The 25,369-nt window shown below is 70.6% G+C and carries 17 protein-coding genes and 1 other RNA gene; 5 read left to right on the top strand and 13 right to left on the bottom strand.

The window, feature by feature from the left end; genetic code table 11:
* Positions 1-74: 74 nt before the first annotated feature.
* On the top strand, positions 75-1,472 hold the full coding sequence (locus QE454_RS08825) for a threonine/serine exporter ThrE family protein (RefSeq protein WP_307456065.1): 1,398 nt from the start codon (positions 75-77) through the stop codon (positions 1,470-1,472).
* 106 nt (positions 1,473-1,578) lie between these two features.
* Here QE454_RS08825 and recR read toward each other — a convergent pair whose 3' ends face one another.
* From recR to QE454_RS08790, 7 genes are all read right to left on the bottom strand, one after another.
* Entirely contained in the window at positions 1,579-2,172 is a 594-nt protein-coding gene (gene recR / locus QE454_RS08820) for a recombination mediator RecR (protein ID WP_056229546.1), read from the bottom strand.
* Positions 2,172-5,000: a DNA polymerase III subunit gamma and tau gene (locus tag QE454_RS08815; protein WP_309668592.1), complete on the bottom strand. Its 2,829-nt coding sequence runs from the start codon at positions 4,998-5,000 to the stop codon at positions 2,172-2,174. The genes recR and QE454_RS08815 overlap by 1 nt, the downstream gene beginning before the upstream one ends.
* Before the next feature lie 154 nt (positions 5,001-5,154).
* Complete coding sequence (locus QE454_RS08810) at positions 5,155-7,692, bottom strand: glycoside hydrolase family 65 protein (protein WP_307456067.1); 2,538 nt, start codon at positions 7,690-7,692, stop codon at positions 5,155-5,157.
* A gap of 122 nt (positions 7,693-7,814) precedes the next feature.
* A complete protein-coding gene (locus QE454_RS08805; RefSeq protein ID WP_307456069.1) occupies positions 7,815-8,549 on the bottom strand; it encodes an HAD family phosphatase in 735 nt (244 codons plus the stop codon).
* A 125-nt stretch (positions 8,550-8,674) separates the two neighbouring features.
* Complete coding sequence (locus QE454_RS08800; protein WP_267787739.1) at positions 8,675-9,907, bottom strand: acetate/propionate family kinase; 1,233 nt, start codon at positions 9,905-9,907, stop codon at positions 8,675-8,677.
* On the bottom strand, positions 9,904-12,048 hold the full coding sequence (pta, locus tag QE454_RS08795) for a phosphate acetyltransferase (RefSeq protein WP_307456071.1): 2,145 nt from the start codon (positions 12,046-12,048) through the stop codon (positions 9,904-9,906). Before pta ends, QE454_RS08800 begins: the two co-directional genes overlap by 4 nt.
* Before the next feature lie 58 nt (positions 12,049-12,106).
* Complete coding sequence (locus QE454_RS08790) at positions 12,107-12,865, bottom strand: DeoR/GlpR family DNA-binding transcription regulator (RefSeq protein ID WP_307461116.1); 759 nt, start codon at positions 12,863-12,865, stop codon at positions 12,107-12,109.
* Positions 12,866-12,908: 43 nt separating this feature from the next.
* Here QE454_RS08790 and QE454_RS08785 point away from each other — a divergent pair, with 43 nt between their 5' ends.
* Positions 12,909-13,577 (top strand): NUDIX domain-containing protein, encoded by a 669-nt coding sequence (locus QE454_RS08785; protein ID WP_307456073.1) that lies wholly within the window; start codon positions 12,909-12,911, stop codon positions 13,575-13,577.
* A 68-nt stretch (positions 13,578-13,645) separates the two neighbouring features.
* On the opposite strand, the gene ffs is transcribed toward QE454_RS08785, so the two are convergent.
* The 3 genes from ffs to QE454_RS08770 all read right to left on the bottom strand — a co-directional run bounded on the left by ffs (position 13,646) and on the right by QE454_RS08770 (position 15,953).
* Positions 13,646-13,742, bottom strand: an RNA gene (gene ffs, locus QE454_RS08780) — signal recognition particle sRNA small type.
* A gap of 20 nt (positions 13,743-13,762) precedes the next feature.
* Positions 13,763-14,461: a helix-turn-helix domain-containing protein gene (locus tag QE454_RS08775; RefSeq protein ID WP_307456074.1), complete on the bottom strand. Its 699-nt coding sequence runs from the start codon at positions 14,459-14,461 to the stop codon at positions 13,763-13,765.
* Complete coding sequence (locus QE454_RS08770; RefSeq protein WP_307456076.1) at positions 14,454-15,953, bottom strand: APC family permease; 1,500 nt, start codon at positions 15,951-15,953, stop codon at positions 14,454-14,456. The genes QE454_RS08775 and QE454_RS08770 overlap by 8 nt, the downstream gene beginning before the upstream one ends.
* Before the next feature lie 216 nt (positions 15,954-16,169).
* On the opposite strand from QE454_RS08770, the gene QE454_RS08765 reads away from it, so the two are divergent.
* The 3 genes from QE454_RS08765 (at position 16,170) to QE454_RS08755 (ending at position 20,224) form a co-directional block, all read left to right on the top strand.
* Positions 16,170-17,645, top strand: a complete 1,476-nt coding sequence (locus QE454_RS08765) for an APC family permease (RefSeq protein ID WP_307456077.1) — start codon at positions 16,170-16,172, stop codon at positions 17,643-17,645.
* A gap of 73 nt (positions 17,646-17,718) precedes the next feature.
* Positions 17,719-19,725, top strand: coding sequence for a primary-amine oxidase (locus QE454_RS08760; RefSeq protein ID WP_307456079.1), 2,007 nt, complete (start codon positions 17,719-17,721; stop codon positions 19,723-19,725).
* A gap of 4 nt (positions 19,726-19,729) precedes the next feature.
* The gene (locus QE454_RS08755) at positions 19,730-20,224 is read left to right on the top strand and encodes a hypothetical protein (protein WP_210073552.1); all 495 of its coding nucleotides are present in this window, start codon (positions 19,730-19,732) and stop codon (positions 20,222-20,224) included.
* Between the two features lie 247 nt (positions 20,225-20,471).
* Here QE454_RS08755 and QE454_RS08750 read toward each other — a convergent pair whose 3' ends face one another.
* From QE454_RS08750 to QE454_RS08740, 3 genes are read right to left on the bottom strand one after another with little or no spacing between them, the layout of a single operon-like run.
* Positions 20,472-23,498, bottom strand: a complete 3,027-nt coding sequence (locus QE454_RS08750) for a glycoside hydrolase family 38 C-terminal domain-containing protein (protein WP_307456081.1) — start codon at positions 23,496-23,498, stop codon at positions 20,472-20,474.
* Positions 23,499-23,528: 30 nt separating this feature from the next.
* Positions 23,529-24,440, bottom strand: coding sequence for a carbohydrate ABC transporter permease (locus QE454_RS08745; RefSeq protein ID WP_267787752.1), 912 nt, complete (start codon positions 24,438-24,440; stop codon positions 23,529-23,531).
* Entirely contained in the window at positions 24,437-25,369 is a 933-nt protein-coding gene (locus tag QE454_RS08740; protein WP_210073548.1) for a carbohydrate ABC transporter permease, read from the bottom strand. The genes QE454_RS08745 and QE454_RS08740 overlap by 4 nt, the downstream gene beginning before the upstream one ends.

The raw sequence follows: 25,369 nt of genomic DNA, 5'->3' as shown, positions 1-25,369 counted from the left end.
ACGCCGGGAGAAATCGCAGAGCCCGTCGATAGGATCGAACCCTCCCTCTCTCCCCCTTCTCTGGAGGCCCGCGGTTGTCCCCCACCCCGCGCCGACTGCTGTCGTCTCTGCGCCGGCTCGTCCATGTCGACGAGGTCTCCTCCCCCGACACGACGTTGCTTCCGATCATCGATGAGGCCCTGTCGACGCGCATTCTCGATCTCGCCATCCGCATCGGCGAGACCATGCTCGTCGTCGGTGCCCCGGCCAACGAGGTGACCCTCACGATCGTTCGGGTGTGCGGGGCGTACGGACTCGACCCGGTGCACGTCGACGTGACCTACAACTCGATCACGATCGCGCACAGCCGCCCGGGCGCGAGCCACCCGACCACCCTCCTTCGCGTGGTGCGCGGCTCGGTCCCCGACCACGCGAAGCTGCAGCGCCTGCAGGCCCTGGTGCAGGAGGTCACCGGCGGCCTGGGGCTCGACGATGCGATCGCGCGGTGTCGGGCCATCCGTCGCCTGCCCTTCCGCTATCGCCCCGCGATCGTCATCGCCTCGCAGGCGTCGCTCGCCGCGGGAGTGGCGATCATGTTCGGGGCGAACTGGCTCGCCCTCGTGCTGTCCTTCATCGCCGCGGCCCTCGCCGCCACCACGCAGTACGTGCTGGCGCGCGCGCGTGTGCCGTACTTCTTCGCGCAGATCGCCGGCGGTTTCGTCCTCACCGTCTTCGCGGCGCTGTCGCCGCTGCTGCGCTACACCGGTCTCGACGCGGCCGCGGCCATCAGACCGTCGGTGATCGTGGCATCCGGAATCGTCCTGATGCTCGCCGGTCTCACCGTCGTGGGCGCGGCACAGGATGCCATCGACGGCTTCGCTCTGACCGCGACGGGACGCATCCTCGAACTCACCACGCAGACTCTCGGCGTGGTGCTGGGGATTCTCGCGGGGCTCGAAACGGTGCGCGTTCTCGGGATGGGGATGTCGCCGCCGTCGAACGCGCTGCCGCTCGGACCCGTCGGCGTCCAGTTCGTGGGAGCCGCGGTCATCGCCATCGCTGTCGCGGTGTTCAACGGTGCCGGCGCGCGCATCGTCGTGGTGAGCGCCGCCCTCAGCCTGGTGGCCTGGGCGGGCTACGTCGCGGCCTCCGGCCTCGGCTTCGAGGTCGCCGCCGCGAGCGGCGTGGGAGCCTTCGTCGGAAGCTTCGCGGGCATCGTGGTCGCCTACCGGTTGCACGTGCCCTCGGTGGCGATCACGACCGCGGCGATCCTCCCCCTCGTGCCCGGTGCCGCGGTCTTCCGCGGTCTTCTCGGGATCGTGGAGTCGGGCCAGGATCCTGCCGTGCTCATGACCGGGGTCACCACGCTCGCCGGGGCGGCGACCATCGGCATCGCCCTCGCCGTCGGTGCGTCTCTCGGCATCTACCTGGGCCAGCCCGTGCGGGCGACCCTGTCGAGCGTCACCCGGGTGCGAGCGCGCGTGCGGCGGTAACCGGCGCCGGCCCGCGCGGACGACCCCGTCGGTTATTCCCCGGGTGCGAGCGCGTGTGCGGCGGTAGCGGGGGTGCCGGGATGCCCTGACCCCGCGCGGACGGTCGTCAGAGCGTCCGACGACCCTCGAAGGCGCGGCCCAAGGTCACTTCGTCGGCGTACTCCAGGTCGCCGCCGACGGGGAGACCGGATGCCAAACGCGTCACGCGGATCTCGAGGGTGTGCAGCAGCCGGCTGAGGTACGTCGCCGTGGCCTCTCCCTCGAGGTTGGGGTTCGTCGCCAGGATGACCTCTTGAACGGTGCCGTCGGCGAGGCGCTGCATGAGTTGGGTGACACGCAGATCGTCGGGACCGATCCCCGCGATGGGGCTGATGGCGCCGCCCAGCACGTGGTAGAGGCCGCGGAACTCGCGGGTGCGTTCGATCGCCGCGACGTCTTTGGCGTCTTCGACCACGCAGATCAAGGTCGCATTGCGACGCGGGTCGCGACAGATCGAGCAGCGGTCCTGCTCGGAGACGTTGCCGCATATCTCGCAGAACTTCACCTTGTCGCGGATCTCTCCGAGCAGCGTCGACAGGCGCGATACATCGAACGACGGCGACTGCAGGATGTGGAATGCGATGCGCTGAGCCGACTTCGGGCCGATGCCCGGAAGGCGGCCGAACTCGTCGATCAGGTCTTGGACGATGCCGTCGTACATCAGGTGAACCTCGTCGGGGGCTCGTAGGGCTCATCGCGCACGTAGTTCGCCCCGAGCATCTGGCGCACCACGGCTTCGCCGTAGCGCTGGACGCCCCCGCTGAGCGGGGCCATGCGCGGAACGACGACCGGCGGCAGCGGGGCCTCGACCTCGTCGACCGGTGGGATGACGTCGTCGTCGTCGACCTCGTCCGGTGCGGCCACCGAGGGGGTGACCTCGCGCGGCGGCAGGACAACGCCCTCGTGCAGCTCGGAGGGGGCGACCGCGGTGGCCTCGTCGGGCTCGTCGTCGACGGCGAGGGCTGTGGACGGCGCCGCAGGGACCCGCATCGTCGCCGGGGCGGAGCCGTCGGATGCCGGGATCGGCGCGACGGCCCACTCGGTCACCGACGATGAGTACGGCGCCGAACCCTGCGGAGCGCGAGTCGTGGTCGTGGGAGCGCCCGACGCCGGGCCACTCGTGGGAGCCGAGGGGCCTCGCGAGGAGCCGGCGGGACCGGATCCCCCGTGACCGTCTCCCTCGAGGCGCGCGAGGTACTTGACCCGGACGCCGAGGACCGCCTGGATGGCCTGCCGGAGATCTTCGCTCGGGCCGCCCTCCGGGGTACGCGTCTTGAAGGCGGTGAGATCGCTCCCCGTGCGAAATGCCAGCGTGAGCACGTCGCCCTCGAAGGCGGCGACGGCGGCGGTCGACACGATGAGCCACGACGACCGGCTCGCGACCTCGAGCTGGCCGAGCACCTCGGGCCACGCGTCGCGGACGTGTCCGAGCTCGATCGGGCCGACGGGAGTGGCGGGCGGCGTGGGCGCGGTCGGTTCGAGCGGCGAGGCGTCTTCCGTGTCGTCGGACGGCGCGCCCGAGGTCGACGCCGCGGCGGGTCGCTGTGCAGCCGACTCCGATGCCGAGGAGGCAGCGGCATCGTGGCGCGGGGCTGCTGCCGCGGGGGCCTCGGTGGGCGCCGATTCGGGCTCGGGGTCGAGTTCGGACGACGCGGTCTGCGGAGTCGGAGCCGTGTCGAACGGGTGGGCGTCGTCCGACGCCTCGACACGACCGGAACCCGCAGACGCCGCAGCAGGCGCGGCGGGGCGTGACGGCGATCCTGCCGACGCCCGAGCGTCTTCTTGGTCGGACGGGTTCGGGCCCGACGGGGAGAGCGCCCCCGTTGCGCCGCGCGCGGGTGGCGCTGCCGTCTCAGACGGCGAGTGCTCGTCGTCGTCGAAAGGCGGAGGAGCGTCGTCGTCGGTGAACGGCGGCGGTGCATCGTCGTCGCTCGGTCCGAAAGAGGGCGGTTCTGCATCGGCGGGGCGCACCGGAACGGCCTGCGGCTTTCCCGGTGAGGCCGCGGCGGGTGCCACCGGAGCGGGCGAAGCGGCACCCGGTGCGGCGATACCGGGCGACGCGATCTTCCCGGCAGACGCAGCGGCTGGCGCGGCGACACCGGGAGACGCGACCGCGGGAGACGCAGTCGGGGGCGCGACGGAGGGGGAGGCAACCGCCGGAGAAGTGCTGCCCGGAGAGGCGATCCCGGGCGCGGCAACTCGCGAGCCTCCCGGGCTCGCCACCGCGGGGGACGCCGGCGATGTGCCGGGAGAAGCGATGTCGGCCGCGGGAGACGCCGGTCTTCCCGTCGCGGGGGCCGGAGCGGAGGCATGCGAGCCGCCGCGCGTCGCCTCGAGATCGTGCGCCATGGCGGGCGACCTGCCCTGGGCGACGCCGGCGTGGGTGAGCACGCGCGCGACCAACAGCTCGAGCTGCAGGCGCGGGGACGTGGCCCCGGTCATCTCGTCGAGGGCGGCGACCACCAGGTCGGCCGTGCGCGAGAGACGCGGCGCGCCGAACGCCGTCGCCTGACGGGACATGCGATCGAATTCATCGTCGGGGATGCCGCGCAGGATCGCCGAGGCGCCCGCACCTGTGGCTGCCACCACGATCAGGTCGCGCAAGCGCTCGAGCAGGTCGTCGACGAAACGACGCGGGTCTTGACCGGTCTGCACGACCCGGTCGACGGCGGCGAAGGCTCCCCCACCGTCGTTGGCGGCGAAGGCGTCGACGACTTCGTCGAGGAGCTCGGAGTGCGTGTAACCGAGGAGCGCGACCGCGCGCTCGTACCGCACGAGGACGTGACCGCCCGCGTCCGCGTCGGAGCCGGCGATGAGCTGGTCGAGCAGGGAGAGCGTGTCGCGCGGCGATCCGCCACCGGCGCGGACGACGAGCGGCAGCACGCCGGCCTCGACGCCGACGCCCTCGGTCTCACACAGCTCTTGGACGTACTCGAGCATGGCCGCGGGCGGAACGAGCCGGAAGGGATAGTGGTGCGTGCGCGAACGGATCGTGCCGAGCACCTTCTCGGGCTCGGTGGTGGCGAAGATGAACTTCACGTGCGCGGGCGGCTCCTCGACGAGCTTGAGCAGCGCGTTGAAGCCCTGCTGCGTCACCATGTGCGCCTCGTCGAGGATGAAGATCTTGAAGCGATCGCGCGCGGGTGCGAAGATCGCGCGCTCGCGGAGGTCACGGGCGTCGTCGACGCCGTTGTGGCTCGCCGCGTCGATCTCGACCACGTCGAGCGATCCGCCGCCTCCGCGACCGAGTTCGACACAGCTGTCGCACGTGCCGCACGGGGTGTCGGTGGGGCCGGCGGCGCAGTTCAGGCAACGCGCGAGAATACGGGCTGACGTGGTCTTTCCGCAGCCGCGCGGACCCGAGAACAGATACGCGTGACCCACGCGGTCGCTGCGCAGTGCGGTCATGAGCGGCTCGGTCACCTGAGACTGCCCGATCATCTCGCCGAACGCCTCGGGGCGGTATCGGCGGTACAGGGCTGTCGTCACCACACCAGCCTACGGCGTACCTCCGACATCGCATCCGCCGCGGTCGATCGGCCCCGCCAGAACACCGGATGCCGAGCCCCGGGCCGTCATCGCGCGGCGGCGCCCGAAACGCCGAACGCGGCGGCATCCCGGGAGATGCCACCGCGTCGGTGATTCAGAAACCGCCGTCGAGCCCGACCGCGATCGGCCCGTCGTCGTCGCCGACGATCGGAATCGCCGTCGTGACGATCGGCACCGAGGCCGACAGGAGCGTGCCGTCCTCGCGCACCGAACCCTCGAGCTGGCGGATCGACGGCCGACCCGGCCGCACCGGGCCCTGCCCGTGGAGCGCGACGCGCACGGTCTCACCCGGAGCCACGGTGTACGTCACCCCGCGCACCGCGAAAGTGACGGGGTCGCCCTCTCCCCCGGCGCGCAGCGTCAGCGCGGTCTCGGTGAGCGTGATGTCCAGGCGCGTGCCATGCCAGTGCAGCACGTACGACAGCTCGGGCCAGTCGGCCGGAAGGCGAGGGTCGAAGGTGAGCAGGCCGAAGTGGTCGCGCATGCCGCCGAAGCCGCTCACCAGGGCCGTCCACACCCCGCCGGCCGATGCCACGTGCACGCCGTCCGAGGCGTTGTGGTGCAGGTCTCCGAGGTCGACGAAGGCGGCCTGCCGGAAGTACTCCAAGGCGAGGTCCTGGTAGCCCACCTCGGCCGCCAAGATCGACTGCACGACCGCCGACAGTGTCGAATCGCCCGTGGTCAGCGGGTCGTAGTACTCGAAGTCGGCGAGCTTCTCGGCATCCGTGAAGTGATTGCCCTGCAGGAACAGCGCGAGCACCACATCGGCCTGCTTGAGCACCTGGTAGCGGTAGATGACCAGCGGGTGGAAGTGCAGCAGCAGGGGGCGCTGGTCGGGCGGGGTGTTCTCGAGGTCCCAGATCTCGCGTTCGAGGAAGACGGCGTCCTGGGGATGGATGCCGAGGGCCTCGCTGAACGGGATATGCATGGCCTCGGCCGCCTTGTCCCAGCGCTCCGGCTCGGAGGGGTCGAGGTTCATGCGGTCGGCCATCTGCGCATAGGCCTCGGGGTTGTTCTCGGCGAGGTCGCGCACCGTGCGGGCGGCGAAGCGCAGGTTGAAGCGCGCCATGACGTTCGTGAAGAGGTTGTCGTTGACGACGGTGGTGTACTCGTCCGGTCCGGTCACACCGTGGATGTGGAACGAGTCGCGCTCCCCGTCTTCGGCGGCGTCGCTCGAGCGCCAGAAGCCCAGCGTCGACCAGAGGCGGGCGGTGTCGACCGCGATGTCCACACCCTCGCGGGCGAGGAACTCCTCGTCCCCCGTCGCGCGGACGTACTTCGCCAGGGCGAAGGCGACGTCGGCGTTGATGTGGTACTGCGCGGTGCCGGCAGCGTAGTAAGCGGACGCCTCTTCGCCGTTGATGGTGCGCCACGGGAACAGGGCACCCGCTTCGTTGAGCTGGTGCGCGCGCTTGCGGGCTGCAGGGAGCATCAGGTACCGCATGCGCAGGGCGTTCCGGGCCCAGAGCGGCGAGGTGTACGCCAGGAACGGCAGGACGTAGACCTCGGTGTCCCAGAAGTAGTGACCGCTGTACCCGGAACCGGTGACGCCCTTCGCCGGGACGCCCTGTCCGTCGGCGCGGGCCGCGGCCTGCGCAAGCTGGAACAGGCACCAGCGCGTGGCCTGCTGCAGGTCGCCGTGACCGCCGATGCGCACGTCGGAGCGGTCCCAGAAGTCGGCGTACCAGGCGATCTGCTTCTCGACGAGCCCGTCGACCCCCGTTTCGACCGCACGGTCGATCGTGCGTCGGCAGCGATCGAGCAGCTCACCCGTGGGGACGCCCCGCGAGGTGTGATAGCTCACCAGCTTGGTGATCGTGGTGGGCACGCCGGCCTTCGCGTGCACGCGGTAGATGTTCTTGGCGATGTCGGGCTCGACGAGCTGACGCGAGGTGTACTCGTTCTCCGTCTCGACGAGGTGGTCGGCGATGACGGCGAGCGTCATGTTCGACTCGCTCACCTCGTAGCTGAGTGCCGAACGGTTGCCGTCCTGCCAGTACTCGCGCGGCTGCAGCACGCGGTCGCTGAGCTTCTCGGTCTTTCGCGGGTCGAAACCGGACTGCTTGGATGCCATGGGCGAGCCGCCGTAGATCCCCTCGCCGTCCTGACGATTGAGCAGCTGATTGCTCACGGTGACGGGAGCGTCGGCGTCGAGCACCGTCACGGTCAGACGGAGGACGGCGAGGTGCTTCTCGTCGAACGAGACGAAACGCTCGTCCTCGATCCGCACGCGCTTGCCCGAGGGCGTCACCCACAGCAGGTTGCGGCGGAGGATCCCCTGGCGCATGTCGAGCACGCGCTCGTACTCGCGGACGTCGGCGACGTCGAGAGAGAGCGGCTCGTCATCGACGTAGACGCGCATGACCTTGGCATCCGGAGCGTTGATGATCGTCTGCCCGACCTCGGCGAAGCCGTAGGCCTGCTCGGCGTGCCGGATGGGGAACGTCTCGTGGAAGCCGTTGATGAAGGTGCCCTGTTCGAGGGCGAAGCGCCCCTCGATGGAATTGCCGCGCAAGCCGAGGTACCCGTTGCCGACGGCGAAGAGGGTCTCGGTGACCCCCACGTCGTCGAGGGAGAACTCGGTTTCGACGAGGCGCCATTCGTCGACGGGAAAACGATCGCGATCGATCATCGGGGCGTGCCTTCCGGTGGCAGGTTCGGGTAGGCGCGAGGCGGCCTCGGGCCGTTCGCGCGGGTGGTGCTCGGTCTCGCCGATGGGGGCGGGCGATGACGCGTGTCGCGGGTGGCGACGGCTCAGTCTACGAACGCCGCGAGGTCGTCGACGACCACGGTGGCCCCGGCGGCACGGAGGTCGTCGGCCCCGACGCCTCGGTCGACGCCCACCACGACGCCGTAACCGGCGGCGACGGCGGAGTGCACGCCGCTCAGAGCGTCTTCGACGGCGACGGATCGGGCGGGGTCGACGCCCAACAGTCGTGCGGCTTCGGCGAAGACGTCGGGGGCGGGCTTGGACGAGAGGTTGTCGCGCTCGGCGATCACGCCGTCCATCACGACGGGAAAGCGTTCGCGGATGCCGGCCGCGTCGAGCACCTCGACGGCGTTCTTCGAGCTCGACACCACGGCGATGGGGGTTCCCGCGGCCTGCAGCACATCGAGGAGGGCGACCGAACCCGGGTAGGGCGCGATGCCTTCGCTGCGGAGAATCCGCGAGAACACCTCGTTCTTGCGGTTGCCGACTCCGCACACGGTGTCTTCGGACGGGTCGTCGGAGGGGTCGCCCCACGGGACCTCGACGTCGCGGCTGCGCAGCAGGCTCGCAACGCCGTCGTACCGCTTCTTGCCGTCGACGTACTCGAAGTAGTCGCGATCGGTGTAGGCCGGCTCGATCTTCCACGCCGCGAACAGCTCGTCGAACATCGTCTTCCAGGCGCGCATGTGGACCTCCGCCGTGGGAGTGAGCACGCCGTCGAGGTCGAACAGCACTCCCTCGAAAGCGGTGAGGTCGGGCAGGTCGGGGCTGTCGGTCACGGCGGGCTCCAGATCGGGGTGCGGGTCACGGGCGCCGATGCGCGGCGATCTCAGGGTAGCGGTCGGGGGCGGACCGAGCCGGTTGCACGGCGGGCCGTTCGAAGAGGTGAGGGGCCGCGAGCGACTCAGCCGGTGACGGAAAGGGTCTGACGGGCGATCTCGAGCTCTTCGTCGGTGGGGACGACCAGCACCTGGACGCGCGAGGCGTCGGTGGAGATGCGCCGGATGCCGCGCTCTCGCGAGGCGTTGCGCTCGGGATCGATCTCGACGCCCGCGAAGCCGAGGGTGGCCATGGCGCCCTCTCGCACGGCGGCGGCGTTCTCGCCCACGCCCGCGGTGAACGAGATGACGTCGACGCCGTCGAGCTGCGCGAGATACGCGCCCGCATACGCGCGCAGGCGGTGGATGTAGACGTCGAAGGCGAGCTGGGCGGACGGGTCGCCGGCCTCTCTGCGCTCTCCGATGTCGCGCATGTCGGACACACCCGCCAGACCCAGCAGGCCGGAGCGCTTGTTGAGGAGCGTGTCGAGGTCGGCGATCGACATGTCGGCGCGACGGGCGAGCTGCAGCAGCACCGCGGGGTCGAGGTCGCCCGAACGCGTGCCCATGACAAGTCCCTCGAGCGGGGTGAGTCCCATCGACGTGTCGACCGAGCGGCCCCCCTCGATCGCGGCGACCGAGGCGCCGTTGCCGAGGTGGAAGACGATCTGCTTGAGCTCGCCGAGAGGGCGGCCGACGAAGGCCGCGGCGGCTTCGCTGACGAACTTGTGGCTCGTTCCGTGGAATCCGTAGCGACGGATGCGGTGGGCTTCGGCGACCTCGCGGTCGATCGCGTAGGTGTACGCCTCGGGGGCGAGGGACTGATGGAACGCCGTGTCGAAGACGGCCACGTGCGGAACGTGGGGGAAGGCCTTCTTGGCCGCGACGATCCCGGCGAGGTTGGCCGGGTTGTGCAACGGCGCCAGCACCGAGAGCTCGTCGATGTTGATCTCGACGAGGGGGGTCACGACGGTGGGTGCGAAGAACCGCGCCCCGCCGTGCACGACCCGGTGTCCGACGGCGACGGGCGGGCGTTCGTCGAGCGACGGGCCGTGCTGCGCGAAGGCCTCGAGCATGACGGCGAAGCCCGCCGTGTGATCGGCGATCTCGCGCTCGATGGTCGAGGTGGCATCGGTCACCGTCGGCACGGGCTCGCCCGCTGCGCCGAAAGACGCCGCCTTCACCGTGTGCTTCGCGACGCCGGTGCCCTCGCCGATGCGCTCGACGAGTCCCGAGGCGAGGACCTGTTCACGGGCCATGTCGAGCAGCTGGTACTTGAACGACGACGACCCGCTGTTGACGACGAGGACGACACTCACTGGGTGACCCCCTGGGCCTGGATCGCGGTGATGGCGATGGTGTTGACGATGTCGTCGACGAGAGCGCCGCGCGACAGGTCGTTGATGGGCTTGTTCAGCCCCTGCAGGACGGGCCCGATGGCGACGGCTCCGGCCGAGCGCTGCACGGCCTTGTAGGTGTTGTTTCCCGTGTTGAGATCGGGGAAGACGAACACCGTCGCGCGCCCGGCCACCTCGGAGTCGGGCATCTTGGCCCGGGCCACGGCGGCGTCGGCGGCGGCGTCGTATTGGATGGGGCCCTCGACCAGCAGCTCGGGCGCCCGCTCGCGCACGAGGGCGGTGGCGGTGCGCACCTTCTCGACGTCGGCGCCGGTGCCCGACTCGCCGGTCGAGTAGGACAGCATCGCCACGCGCGGCGCGATGCCGAACTGCTCGGCGGTCGCGGCCGACGACACGGCGATGTCGGCGAGCTGCTCGCTGGTGGGGTCGGGGATGACGGCGCAGTCGCCGTACACGAGCACGCGGTCGGCGAGGGCCATGAGGAACACGCTCGAGACGACCGAGACACCCGGGGCGGTCTTGATGATCTCGAAGGCCGGACGGATCGTGTGGGCCGTGGTGTGCGCGGCGCCCGATACCATGCCGTCGGCGAGGCCCAGGTGCACCATGAGCGTGCCGAAGTACGACACGTCGGTGACGGTGTCGGCGGCCTGCGCGTAGGTGACGCCCTTGTGGGCGCGCAGCCGGGCGTACTCGGTGGCGAACTTGTCGACGTGGACGGCGTCGAAGGGGCTCAGCACCTCGGCGTCGCGGATGTCGATGCCGAGCTCGATCGCGCGCCCGCGCACCTCGATCGGCTCTCCCAGGATCGTGAGGTCGGCGATGCCGCGCGAGAGAACGGTGGCAGCGGCCCGCAGTACGCGATCGTCGGTGCCCTCGGGCAGAACGATGCGGCGACGGTCGCTGCGGGCACGGTCGACCAGGCCGTATTCGAACATGAGCGGGGTGACCACGCTCGGGCGGGCCACGCCCAGCTCGCGCGTGAGCAGCTCGGTGTCGACGTGGCGCTCGAACATCGCCAGGGCGGTGTCGTAGCGGTGCTGCGAATCGGCGGCGAGACGGCCACGCGTGTTCATGATCCGCACGGCCGTGTCGTAGGTTCCGAGGTCGGTGGCGATGATCGGCAGCGGCGAGCCCAGCCCGTCGATGAGGCGCACGATCGCGTCGGGCAGTTCGAAACCACCGTTGAGCACGATGCCCGCGAGCGAGGGGAACGTGCCCGAGGCGTTGGCGAGGAGGGCGGCGAGGAGCACCTCGCTCCGGTCGGCCGGTATGACCACGACCGCCGACTCCTTGAGACGCGGGAGGACGTTGACCATCGACATGCCCGCCACGACGACGTCGAGGACCTCGCGAGTGAGCAGGGCCGGGTCGCCCTTGATCAGCTCGCCCTCGACCGAACGCAGCACGCCGCGCACCGAGGGGGCGATCAGGAACCGGTCTTCGGGGAGGGCCCACACGGGGACGCTGCGCTGCTCGGCCGGCGCACCGACCGGCACCGCATCGACGACCTGGCGGACGGATGCCATGATCTCGTCGAGGTGGTCGGGATCGGCGCGGTTCGCGATCACGGCGAACAGCGCCGCTCGCTCGTGCTGGAGTTCGGCCACCGCGAGCGAGGCGATCTGGCCGACCTCGTGAGGGGTACGGGCGACCGACATGCCGAGTGTCTCGCTGTGGCCCTGCTGCGCGCGACCGCCCAGAACAAGGAGCACGGGGGCACCGAGGTTGGCCGCGATCCGGGCGTTGTACGCCAGCTCGGCGGGGCTTCCGACATCGGTGTAGTCGCTGCCGATGATCACGACGGCATCGCACCGCGCCTCGACCGCCTTGTAGCGCTCGACGATCCGCGCCAGAGCCGCATCGGCGTCGTCGCGGACGTCGTCGTAGGTGACGCCGACGCAGTCGTCGTAGTCGAGGTCGACGCTGTCGTGGTCGAGCAGCATCTCGAGCACGTAGTCGCGCTCGGCGGTGGATCGCGCAATGGGCCGGAACACCCCCGCGCGCGGCGTCACACGACTGAGCGCGTCGAGGACGCCCAGGGCCACGGAGGACTTGCCCGAATGACCTTCGGCCGACGTGATGTAGATGCTCTGCGTCACGCGTCCAGCCTATTGCGCGCCTCCGACACCGCTGCGGGGTTGCTTCGGCGTCGAGTGATCACGGCGACGCCGGAAGCAGGCGCGCTCCCGCCGCGCGCAGCTCTCCCGCGAGCGCGGCCCCGGGATCGAGGTCGGCGATGATCCCGGTCACCCCGTCCAGCGGCAGGATGCCGAAGCGCGAGGCTGCGCCCAGCTTCTCCTCGCTCGCGAGAACGAACGTCTCGGCCGCGCGGGCGGCGAGCGCTCTCTTCATCGCCGCCTCCTCGGCATCTCCCGTCGACACCCCGGCCTCGGGATGCACGCCCGTCACCCCCAGGAAGAAGAGGTCGGCGCTGATGTTCTGGGCCGCCTCCATCGCGGCTGCCCCGCAGGCCACGGCGGAGTGCTTGAAGATGCGCCCGCCCAGGACGATGACCTCCGCGTCGTGGTGCAGCAGCCCCGCGGCGATCGTCGGCGAGTGCGTGATGACGGTTCCCGAGAACGAGCGCGGTAGCACGTCGAGCATCGCGAGGGTCGTGGTGCCGCCGTCGAGCAGCACGGTGGCGCCCGGCTCGATCACGGCCACCGCCGCCGCCGCGACACGTGCTTTGCTCGACCGGGCGACCTCGGCACGCGCGGAGTAATCGGCGACGGCCGGCGATGCCGGGAGGGCGCCGCCGTAGACGCGGACGGCCAGGCCCGCGGCATCCAGTTCTCGCAGGTCCCGGCGGATGCTGTCTTCGGACAGACCGAGTTCGACGGCCACGTCCTTCACGACGAGTCGGCCATCGCGGCGGAGGCGGTCGAGGAGGGCGTCTTTGCGGGCGGCGGCGAGCATCACGTTCGCATTCTTGCACGTTTCTGCACTATCGTTCCGACTCATGGCCCTCCCCCCACCCGGCTCCACCGTTCCCGACCACCGCGGCCGCACCGGCCTCGACCGGACCGGACTCGACCTCGACAGGAACCCCCGTGTGCAGGTCACCGGCGTCGAGCTCCTCGCCGCCGGATGGCACGTGCTGCGCGCGACCACGTTCCGGTACCGAGGCGACGATGGCGAGTGGACCACCCTCACCCGCGAGACCTACGACCGCGGCAACGGCGCGACGATCCTGCTCTACGACCTCGACCGGCGGACCGTCCTGCTCACGCGACAGTTCCGCTACCCGATCTACGTCAACGACCACCCCGACGGCATGCTCATCGAGACCGCGGCGGGCCTGCTCGACGACGACGACCCCGTCACCGCGATCCGCCGCGAGGCCGAGGAGGAGACCGGCGTGCGGGTAGCCGAGGTGGAGCACGTCTTCGACGCGTTCATGAGTCCGGGCTCGGTCACCGAGCGGCTGCACTTCTTCGCCGCGGCATACGACGGGGCCGAGCGCGAGGGCGACCGCGGCGGCCTCGCCGAGGAGGACGAAGAGATCGAGATCCTCGAGTACGACATCGATGTCGCCCTCTCGATGATCCGGGACGGATCGATCCAGGATGCCAAGACCATCATGCTGCTGCAGTGGGCGGTGCTCGACGGGCCCTTCGCATCCCGGTGACGGGAACGCAGTCCGACAAGCGCGCAGCTCAGCCGGCATCCCGTCGCGCAGCCGAGGCTTCCGGGCAAAGAAAAGACCCTCCGCGCACCCGGTAGAGCCTGGTTACCCTTGCTACGTTTCCGTCCTGGGGGAGTTGGCCGGGATACCGCCACGCGGAGAGCCGAGTACAGCCTACCCGATGCGCGTCACACCATCAGCGGGGCGAGGGCGTCGGCCGCCGGCCGCAGGGCCGACAGCACGTCGACGGGGTCGTCGACACGGTGTCGCGGCCCCGAGAACGCCACGGCGCCCGCCGCCAGGCCGCTCGCATCGACGATCGGCACAGCGAGACACCCCGACGCGGCCACGAGTTCTCCGCTCTGGCGTGTCGCCCCCCATCGTGCGAGGTCGTCGCGCGCGCGGTCGAGTTCGGGCGTGCCCTCGTCGCCCTGCGACACCAGCATGAGCCGGCCGAGCGCGTACCGGGCGGGTTCGCGCGCAAGACGCGCCTCGTCCGACAGGGGGAAGTCGGGATCGGCATCGACCACCGCGACCCGCCCGTCGACGAACAGCGCGACGTGCACTCCCCCGCGTACGGTCAGGCGCGCCTCGGCGAGCACCGCCCGCGCGGCCGACGACAGACGCGCCGGCGGAGCGACGACGGCCGCCAGCTGCGCGACCTTCGCGCCCAGCGCGAACCCCGCGAGATCCGGCGTGCGAACGAGGTACTCGTCTTCGACGAGGAGGTTCACGAGACGGTAGGTCGTGGCGCGCGGGAGACCGAGCTCGGTGGAGATCCGCTGGGCGCTCACCCCGGCGCCGAGCTGGGCGACGGCCTCGAGGACGGCGAGCGCGGAGTGCACGGCACCGGGCTGGCGTGCGGCGAGCGCCGGTTGCTCACGCATCGCCGGGATGCCGCGGCGACACCACTCCCCCGAGCACCTGCGCCGCGACCGGCTCGTCGTAGACACCGAGCGCCCCCGGGCCGTGCCGGCGACGGAGGACGGAGATGACGGCGGCGGACACGGCGGTCAGCAGCGCGACGATCGCGACGACCGGCCCGCCCTCGGCCGCGTCGTCGATGAAGAACGACACGAGGGCCGCGGCGAGGGCGAGCGCCGAGACCCCTGCGACCACCGTGACGCCGACCGTGGATTCACCGATGCGGCGGAGGAACACGGGGGCGGCGACGCAGACGAGGATGTAGGCCACGATGTACCCCGCGGCCCCCACCCCGATCGTGACGTGCATCGCGTCGCGGGTGTCGATCCCCGCGGCGACCACGAGCACCGGTACAGCCGTGATGACCGGCAGCGCGCACCCGACGGCCGCCGCCGGGGTACCGAAGCGCCGATGCGCGCGTCCGACGGCGTCAGGGAGCACCCCGTCTCGGCTCAGCGCGAACAGCACCCGGACGAGCGCGGTGGTCGTGCCGATCGCGCAGGCGAGGAACGACGCCGCGATGCCGAGATCGGCGACCACCCCCCATCCGCCCAGACCGTACGCCTCGGTGAGCTCGTTGACCGGCGAGACGCTGGTCGCCAGATCGGCTCCGAGGGCGTCGAACCCGGCCACCTGGGTCAGCGCCGCGAGGACGTAGAGAAGGCCGGACAGAACGACGGTGCCGGTGATCGCGCGCGGGACGTTGCGCAACGGAGACACCGATTCGACGCCGAGCGTCGCTGCGGACTCGAACCCGACGAACGCCGTCAGGGCGATCACCGCCCCCGCCGCAAAAGCCGTCGGATCGAGGTGTGCCGTCCCCACCCCCGCGACGGCGGCGAGGTCGATCGGACCGATGCGCACCAGAAGCGCGATAAGGAGCACGACGATCAGGGCGACCGACAGGGTCTCGACGACGAGAGCGGCACGGGCGGAGATCCGGATGCCGCGGACGAGCACGAACGCGACGAGAAGGCCCTGACCCACGAGGAACAGTGCGGTGACGATGGTTCGGTCGATCGACGGCCAGAGCCCCGACACCAGGTAGGTGGCGTAGTACGCGCCGCCGAGCATGGCGAACATCGCCACCGCGCCATACCCCGTGAGGATCGCCGCCCCCGCGGCGAGGCCGGCCCGTGTGCCGAGACCGCGAGCGGTGTAGGTGTACAGGGCGCCCGTGGCGGCGAAGCGACGGGCGAACTGCGAGATCGTCCGGGCGACCCCCAGGCTCAGGATCGCCGCGGCCACGATCGCGGTGACCGTCGCCCCGGGAGCGACACCCGCCACCAGCAGGACGACCGTCGTCGCCGCCGCGGCCGGGGCGACCGCCGCGATCGACTGAGCGGCGAGGTCGACGATGCCGATCCGGCGTCTGTCGAGCCCGTGCAGGGGCGACCGGTCGCCGAAGCCGGCGACAGGGTCGGGGCGCGCGATGGCGCGAGCGAGTGCGTTCACGTGGTCTCCGTCGGGTGCTGCCGACCGTACGCGGCGGGCGTTGCACCCGGGCGACCCGCGTGTTTCGTGCTCGTGACCTCGACTGAGACACACCCCCGGCGGGCGTCTCACTCGGTGTGGGCACACCTTCACGACGACTACACGGTCCGGCAACGACGCCACGGGAACCTCGACTCACGAACCGCGCACCCTCACCCGAACTCCGGAGGACTGGAAATGACCCAACTCGAATCGAAGGGAGTGGCGGCGTCGGCGAAGCGGACGTTGCAGGGCTCCCTCGGTGTCACGGCGATCATCTTCATGGTGGTCGCCGCCGCATCGCCGCTCACCGTCGTGGGCGGCGCCGGCCCGCTCGGCATCCTGATCGGCAACGGTGTCGGCTACCCGGCTCTGTACGCCGTCAGCGCCGTCATCCTGCTTTTGTTCGCGGTGGGCCTCGCGGCCATGACCCGACACGTCCCCCGCCCCGGCGCCTTCTTCACCTACATCGGATACGGCCTGGGACGCCCCTCCGGGCTCGCCGCGGCGTGGACCGCGATCCTGACCTACACGACCATCCAGGTCGCGGTTTACGGCTACGTCGGGTACCTCCTCGAGATCACCGTCGTGTCGGTGGGCGGGCCCGACCTTCCGTGGTGGCTGTACGCGCTGGCCACCGTCGCACTCGTCGGGATCCTCGGCTACCGGCACATCGACCTGTCCAGCAAGGTGCTGGGCGTCCTTCTCATCGCGGAGGTGGCGATCGTCCTCGTCCTGGTCGGCGCGGTGGTCGCCACCGGAGGCCCGGAGGGACTGAGCCTCGCGCCCTTCGAGCCCGCCAACATCGCCAGCGGCTCGCCCGGAGTGGGGCTGATGTTCGCGATCGCCGCCTTCATCGGCTTCGAGGCCACCGCCATCTTCCGCGACGAGGCACGCGACCCCGACCGCACGATCCCGCGGGCGACCTACGGCGCCGTCATCGGCATCGGGGTCTTCTACACCGTGTCGACCTGGGGACTGGTGATGGCCTGGGGACCGAACGGCGTGCTCGCCGCCGCCGCGGAGAACCCCGCGACGCTGATGCTCCGCACCGTCGCGTTGTACCTCGGCACGGTCGGCGAGGTCATCGTCAACGTCCTGCTGCTGACCTCGATGTTCGCGTGCGTCCTGTCGTTCCACAACGTCCTGACGCGCTACCAGCACGCGATGTCGAGCGCCGGGGTCCTCCCGGAGGCGGTGTCCGGCGTGCACGCACGACACCTCTCGCCGCACGTGTCGTCGATCGTGCAGACCGTCACGGCGGGTGTCCTGCTCGCCGCGTTCGCCCTGCTCGGACTCGACCCCCTCCTGCAGGTGTTCACCTGGCTCTCCGGCGTCGCGACCGTGGCCATCGTCGTCCTGATGGCCGTGACCTCGGTCGCGGTGATCGTGTACTTCTCGCGCAACCGCCAGGACCGTCGTCCGTGGAACACGATGATCGCGCCGGCGCTCGGCTTCGTGGGGCTTGCGATCTCGGCCGCGGTGATCGTGGCCTACTTCCCCGTGATGGTCGGGGACGTCGACGCCCAGGGCGCCCCCACCTTCGGCGCCGTCACTTGGTCCCTGCTCGCGCTCGTGGTGGTCGTCCCCGCCTTCGGGTACGCCCAAGCCGCCTGGATCCGACGCCGCCGCCCCGCCGCGTACGCCAAGCTCACCGACGCCATCGCGGGATGAGCGGATGCCGCGGCCCGGTGTCGCGGCATCCCTCCCGCCTCTTTTCCCTACCGCTCCACCCGAAAGAGACATCATGACCCTCACCGACCCGACGTCCACCGCCTTCACCGCGCCCGCGACACCCGCCCACCCGCTGGCCTCCCTGTCGCCCGAGGAGATCACCGCCGTGCACGCGATCGCCTCCAGCCTCGACGTGCTCGACGAAGCCACCCGTTTCGCCTACGTCGGCCTCGAAGAAGCCCCGAAGGGCGAGGTGCTGGCATGGGAGCGGGGCGAGGGCCCCTTCCCCGAGCGCCGGGCACGCGTCCAGCTGCTCAACCTGCGCACGGCGCACTCGCTCGACCTCGTCGTGTCGTTGTCCACCGGTCAGGTGCTCCGTCAGACCGAGCTGGACGGCTCGGACGGACAGCTCCCGATCCTCGACGCTGAGTTCGAGGAGGTCGGGGTCATCGCGGGCGAGAGCGCCGAGTGGGTCGCGGCCCTCGCCGCGCGCGGGCTCACGACCGCCGACGTCGTGCTCGTGCCCCTCTCGGCCGGCCACTACGGCTACGAGAACGAGGTGGGTCGGCGCGTGCTGCGCGCCTTCGCGTTCCGTCAGGACCACCCCGGCGACCACCCGTGGGCGCACCCCGTCGACGGCCTCACCGCCTACATCGACGTCGCCGACCGCCGGGTCACCGAGATCATCGACACCCCCGGGTTCACCGTGCCCGAGACGCACGGCAACTACGACGACCCCGAGCTGCAGGGCCCGCCGCTCGAGGGGCTGAAGCCCATCGTCATCACCCAGCCCGAAGGGTCGAGCTTCACCGTCGACGGCGAGCACGTCTCGTGGGGTGAGTGGGACCTGCGCATCGGCTTCGACACCCGCGAGGGCTTGATCTTGCGCCAGCTGTCGTTCGCGGGACGACCCGTGATGTACCGCGGCTCGATCAGCGAGATGATCGTGCCCTACGCCGACCCCGCCCCGAACCGCTTCTGGCAGAACTACTTCGACACCGGTGAGTACCTCTTCGGCCGCTACACCAACGAGCTCGCACTCGGCTGCGACTGCGTCGGCGACATCACCTACGTCGACGCCGTGCTCTCGGACGAGAACGGGATGCCGCGGACCGTCCGCAACGCCGTGTGCATGCACGAGGAGGACTTCGGCACCCTCTGGAAGCACACCGACATCTTCACCGGCGCCAGCGAGGTGCGCCGTTCCCGACGTCTCGTGATCTCGTTCTTCACCACCGTCGGCAACTACGACTACGGCTTCTACTGGTACCTCTACCTCGACGGCACCATCGAGTGCGAGGCCAAGCTCACCGGCATCCTGTTCACCTCGGCCTACCCGGGCGAGGGCTACCCGTACGCCTCGGAGGTGGCACCGGGTCTGGGAGCCCCGTACCACCAGCACCTCTTCTCGGCGCGCCTGGACATGACGGTCGACGGCGTCGCGAACGTCGTGAACGAGATCGACGCCGTGCGCGTGCCGATCTCGGCCGAGAACCCGGCCGGTAACGCCTTCACCAAGAGTGTCACTCCCCTCACGAGCGAGAAGGTCTCGGGCCGTCTCGCCGACGGCTCGGTGAACCGTGTCTGGCAGATCGCCTCGACCGAGAAGACCACCGAACGCGGTCAGGCGACCTCGTACGTGCTCTTCCCGACCGAGACGCCGATGCTGCTCGCCGACGACACGTCGTCGATCGCCGCCCGTGCGGCGTTCGCCACGAAGAGCCTGTACGTCACGAAGTACGACCCCGACGAGCGCTACGCCGCGGGCGACTTCGTCAACCAGCACCCCGGCGGTGCCGGCATCCCGGCATTCATCGCCGGCGACGAGCCGCTCGTGGGCGAAGACGTGGTGCTGTGGCACACCTTCGGGCTCACGCACTTCCCCCGCAACGAGGACTGGCCCGTCATGCCGATGGACTACGCCAAGTTCACGCTCAAGCCGTACAACTTCTTCGAGCGGAACCCCGTGCTGAACGTGCCCGCACCGGCCTCGACGCACTGCTCGCCCGCCGCGCACGCATCCGAGCACGAGCACGGCCACGACGCGGGCGACGCCCCGGCCGCCGAATGCCACTGCTGAGGCGATGAGCGAGATCCTCCACGTGGCGGCGGTCGCCCCCGCCGCGGTCGGTGCCTGCTGTCTGGCAGCCGATCGCGCGCGGGTGCGGCCGCCCGAGGTCCTGGCATCCGCCCTCATGCTCCTGGCGATGCTGGATGCCGCGGTGTTCGGGGTGGTCGCTCCGGTCTGGTGGACGGGGCTCCTGCTCGCCGGCGCGATCGCACTCACCGTGTGGCGCCGGCCGCGTCAACGCCGGACGCCGCACGTCCCCGTGCTCATGACCGTCCATACGACGCTCGGAATGGTCGTGATGGGCGGGCTGCAGCTCGGCATGGGCGGGCACGCCGCCCCCGCCGGCCACGCCCATGGGCTCGCCCTGGCGCCCGTGCTGCTCGGCACGGCGGCGGTCTACGCGGTGCTGTCTCTCGAGATGATGCGTCGAATGCGGGCTCGGCTCGACCGTGCCCAGATCGGTGCGATGGCGGCATCCGTCGCTCTCATGGCGGTGGCGTCGGTGTGACCCCGGACGCGGCTTGCGAGGTCACGTGTGCCGAAGAGACCAGCGTTCCGCGGCCCGGGCCGCGCGCCCCGTCAGCGCGGCCGCACCACCACCGGGTGCCCGGCAAACCGCGGGCATCGAGCCGTGGCGGGTGGCGTCGCTGCTGCTTGCCGAGATCGGCCTCGACGCCGACTGAGCGCGCCCTCCCACCCGACGGCACCGCGGGGCGGGAGGGCTTCGCCGCTCCCGCCCCGCGGATCCTGCGCGGTCAGCGGGCGAGACGCAGGGTGACCAGCTGGAACGGGCGCAGGTCGAGCGCGACAACCCCGCCCGCCACGCTCGTCACCGCGGCGGCGTCGACCTCGCGCTCGAGCAGATCGGTCTCGGTGACACCCGCGACCTCGAACCCGGCCTCCACGCGCGCGCGCGTGCGCTCGCCCAACGCCTCGTACAGGCGCACGACGACGTCTCCCGAGCCGTCCTGCGCGAGCTTGACCGCCTCGACGACCACCCCGGGACGATCGAGCGTGACCAGGGGTGCGACCGTCGACTCGGCGGCATCCGCCACCGTCCGCTCGGGCAGGTTGGTGCGGTAGCCCTCCGCCACGGCGTCGACCACGTCGGCGCCCACGACGATGCCGACCTCGAGGTGGTGCGCTCCCTGGTCCTGACCGGGATCGGGGAACTTCGCCGAGCGGATGATCGACAGCCGCACCAGCGAGAACGTTCCACCCGCCCCGCGCTCGTGGCGCGTGATGTCGTGGCCGTAGGTGGAGTCGTTGGTGACGGCCACGCCGAACCCCGGCTCGGCCACCCGGACCCAGCGGTGGGCGGCGGTCTCGAAGCGCGCGGCGTCCCAGGAGGTGTTCGTGTGGGTCGGTCGAACGACGTGACCGAACTGGATCTCGCTGGCCGCGCGATCGGTGTGCACGTCCACGGGCACACCGAGCTTGAGGAGCTTCTGCTGCTCGTGCCAATCGACCTCGAGCGAGAGACGCACCGTGCGCGACCCGTTGGCCAGGGCGATGCGGGTGACGATCGTGGAATCGCCCGTGCGTCGCTCGACCAGGACCGCGTCGCCGTCGAGGCGGACGGCCTCGGCGGAGTCGAGGGGGGTGACATGACGACGGTAGGTCTCGTCGATGTCCCACGCGTCCCACTGGGTGGGGGTGTCGCGGAACACCTCGAACAGACCCGCCGACTCTCCGGCGGGAACGGCCTCGCGACCCGAGGCGACCTCGATCATCGAGGTGATCAGACCGCGGCCGTCGACGACCACGCGCACGAGGCCGTTGTCGAGCACGAAGCCCTCGCCCGCGGGCCGGGGGGCGACGTCGCCGGCCGGGACCGCGGGGGCGATCGCGAGCGCCGGGGTCCCGGCGCGACGGTGAGGCGCGGCGTTCGCCACGACCGCGTGCTCCCCGGTGCCGACGAGAGCGCGGAGGCTGTCGGCGATGATCTGCTCGAGCTCCGTCGCGATCGCCGCGTAGTTGCGCTCGGCATCGCGGTGCACCCACGCGATCGAGGTGCCGGGCAGGATGTCGTGGAACTGCTGCAGCAGCACCAGGCGCCACAGGCGACGCAACGCCTCGGCCGGGTAGGCGGCACCGGTGCGCACGGTCGCGGTCGAAGCCCACAGCTCGGCCTCGCGCAGCAGGTGCTCGCTGCGGCGGTTGCCCTGCTTGGTGCGCAGCTGGCTGGTGTACGTGCCGCGGTGGAACTCCAGGTACAGCTCCCCCGCCCACACGGCCGGATCGGCGTACTCGGCCTCGGCCGTTTCGAAGAAGGCACGCGGGGTGGAGTGCTTCACCACCGGCGCACCCTCGAGCGAGTGCGTGCGAGCGATCGTCGCGGTCATCTCGCGGGTGGGTCCGCCGCCGCCGTCGCCAAAGCCGTAGGGAAGGAGCGAGGTGCGCGCGCGGCCCTTGTCGGCGAAGTTGCGCTCGGCGTGCGCGAGGTCGGCCGCGGTGACCTCGGAGTTGTACTTGTCGACCGGCGGGAAGTGCGTGAAGATGCGCGAACCGTCGATCCCCTCCCAGCGGAAGGTGTGGTGCGGGATGCGGTTGGTCTCGTTCCACGAGATCTTCTGCGTGAGGAACCAGCGGGCGCCCGCGGCCTTCATGATCTGAGGCAGCGCTGCGCTGTAGCCGAACGAGTCGGGCAGCCACACCTCCTCGGTGTCGATGCCGAACTCCTCGAGGAAGAACGACTTGCCCTCGACGAACTGCCGGGCCATGGCCTCGCCGCCCACCATGTTGGTGTCGGACTCGACCCACATGCCGCCCACCGGCACGAAGCGCCCCTCGGCGACGCGCGCCTTGAGCCGCTCCCAGAGGGCCGGGTAGTGCTCCTTCATCCACGCGAACTGCTGCGCGGACGAGCTGGCGAAGACGAACTCGGGATCTTCGTCCATGAGCGAGAGCACGTTGCTGAAGGTGCGCGACACCTTGCGGGCGGTCTCCCGCACCGGCCAGAGCCACGCCGAGTCGATGTGCGCATGACCGACCGCGTGCAGGACATGAGCGCTGGATGCCGCGGGGGCGGCGAGCAGAGGAGCGAGCGCGTCGCGACCGGCCTGCGCCGTCGCCGCGACGTCATCGGGATCGACCGCGTCGATCGCGGCATCCATTCCCTCGAGGAGGGTCGCCCGGCGCGCGGAGGTGGCGTCGAGCTCGGCGATGAGGCCGTGCAGGAGCCGGAAGTCCTGCAGCAGCTCCCACACCGCGAGGTCGCGCAGGCCGATCGACATCTCGCGCAGCGTATAGAGAGGAGCGTCTCCCGCCGTCGCGGGGTCGCCGAGGTGCGTCGGCTCGAACGTGAAGAGGCTGCCCACGTCGGGGTTGGAGGCGGCCTCGACGAGCACGTCGATCCGGCCGTCGGCGCCGATCGCCGCCGCGGTGGCGTTGTTGAAGGGCGAAACGCCCTTGATGGGCGCCCCGTCGCGGTTCCAGATCAACGCCTCGCACTGGAAGCCGCTCTGCCCGGCGGTGAACCCGAGGTCGACGACGAACTCGGCCACCGTCCCGGCGGGCAAGGCGCCCGAGCCGTCACGCCAGGCGGCGGGGATCTCTCCCGACACGGCGAACCAGGTGGTGCCCCACGCCCGACCCCACGGCGTTCCGACGGCGAAGGGGCGGTACTCGGCATCCCGAGCCTCGGCGAAGGTCACGGGCTCGCCGGGGGCCTCCCATGCCTGGATGTCGAGGGGCTGGCGGGCGCGGTAGACGGCGGGGGCGAGACGCTCGCGGACGAAGCGTTCGATGCGCATCTCGGTGAGCGCGGTGCGGTCGTGCATGAAGGTGGATTCCTTGTCTGGGGGGACGGGTCAGCCCTTGACCGCGCCGGCGAGGGCCGACGGGCCGCCGAGTCCGCGCTGCACGAGCACGTACAGGCCGAGGACCGGAAGGGAGTAGACGATCGAGTAGGCCGCGAGCTGGCCGTAGGCCACGGCTCCGAACGACCCGAAGAAGTTGAAGATGCTGACCGCCGCCGGCTGGTAGTCGGGGCTGAGCAGCAGCACGAAGGGAACGAAGAAGTTCCCCCACGCCTGGATGAACGTGAAGATGAACACCACCGCGATGCCCGGGCGCATGAGGGGCAGCACGATCTGGACGAGGGTGCGCATCGAACCCGCACCGTCCATCCAGGCGGCGTGTTCGAGCTCGACGGGCACGCCGTCCATGAAGTTCTTCATCATCCAGATCGCGATCGGCAGAGCGCTCGCGGTCAGGAAGAGGATCGTGCCGCCGATCGAGTCGATGAGATTCAGCTGCACGAACAAGCTGTAGACCGGCACCATGATCGCCGTGATCGGAAGGCACGTGCCGAAGAGCACCGCGTAGAGGAAGGGCTTTCCCACGCGCATCCTGTACCGCGACAGCGGATAGGCGGCGAGCGAGGCGAGCACGACCGTCGCGATCGAGGTGCCTCCCGCCAGCAGGACGCTGTTCCACAGGGGCTGGAAGAGCAGGTCGGGCTTCATGACGGCGGCGAAGTTGTCGAGGGTGACGACCTCGGGCATCTTGATGGCGAGAGTGGGTTGCGCATCGAGCGAGGCCGTGACGAGCCAGACGAGAGGCACGACGAACAGGATGCCGACCACGAGGAGCAGCGTGTTGGCGACGACCCGCAGCACACGGGTACGCGGCGACGACAGGGACGCCTTCTTGCGCGCGGGGGCACGGCGCGACGACCGGACGCGAGCGCCGGTGACCTCGGGAAGGGTGGCGGTGGTCATGAGGAGACCTCCTCGCGCAGCGCGCGGACGTAGAAGAAGGAGAAGATCGCACCGATGAGCAGCATGATCGTGGCGATCGCGGTGCCGTACCCGAGCTCGCCGAACTTCAGGCCCTCCTGGTAGGCGAGGATCGGCAGCGTCGTGCTCTTGTTGCCGGGGCCACCGCCGGTCATGACGAAGATGAGCGTGAAGACCGAGAGGGTCTGCAGCGTGACGATCATCGAGTTCGTCCCGATGGTCGAGCGGATCATGGGGATCGTGATGAGCAGGAGGCGCTTGATGCCGCTCGCGCCGTCGACCTCGGCGGCCTCGGTGATCTCGGGCGGCACGTCGGCCAGAGCCGCCGAGTAGACCATCATCGAGAAGGCCGTTCCGCGCCAGATGTTGGCGAAGATGACCATGAGCACCGGCATCGTGAACAGCCAGCTGACCGGGTCGAGCCCGAAGACGGCGAGGATGGCGTTGAGGGTGCCGTTGTCGCGGAAGAAGGCGTAAGCGGCGAAGGCCGCGACGATCTCGGGCAGCACCCACGCCGTGACGACGATCGTGCCGACCACCGCGGTGACGACGCGGTTGCCCGAGCGCATCATGAGAGCAAGTGCGAGACCCAGGATGTTCTGGCCGATGACGGCCGAGAAGAACACGAAGACGATCGTGTTGACGACCGCGACCGGGAAGTCGGGGGCCTTGAAGAGCTGGGTGTAGTTGTCGAGGCCGACGAACTCGCTCGCGACCGCCGTGGAGCCCGAGAGCGTCGCGTTGGTGAGGGAGCCCCACAGCGAGACGAGGATCGGACCGAGCAGGAACACGGCGAGCAGCAATGCTGCGGGAAGGAGCGGGAGCGCCCGGGCCGAGGACCGGAGGCCGCGCGTCTTGGCGCGCGACCCCCGGTCGGTTCCGGTCGCCCCGGTCTGAGCCAGGGCGGTCAT

The organism is Microbacterium sp. SORGH_AS_0454 (assembly GCF_031453395.1).
Classification (GTDB): domain Bacteria; phylum Actinomycetota; class Actinomycetes; order Actinomycetales; family Microbacteriaceae; genus Microbacterium.
This window is presented reverse-complemented; position numbering and strand designations above follow the sequence as displayed.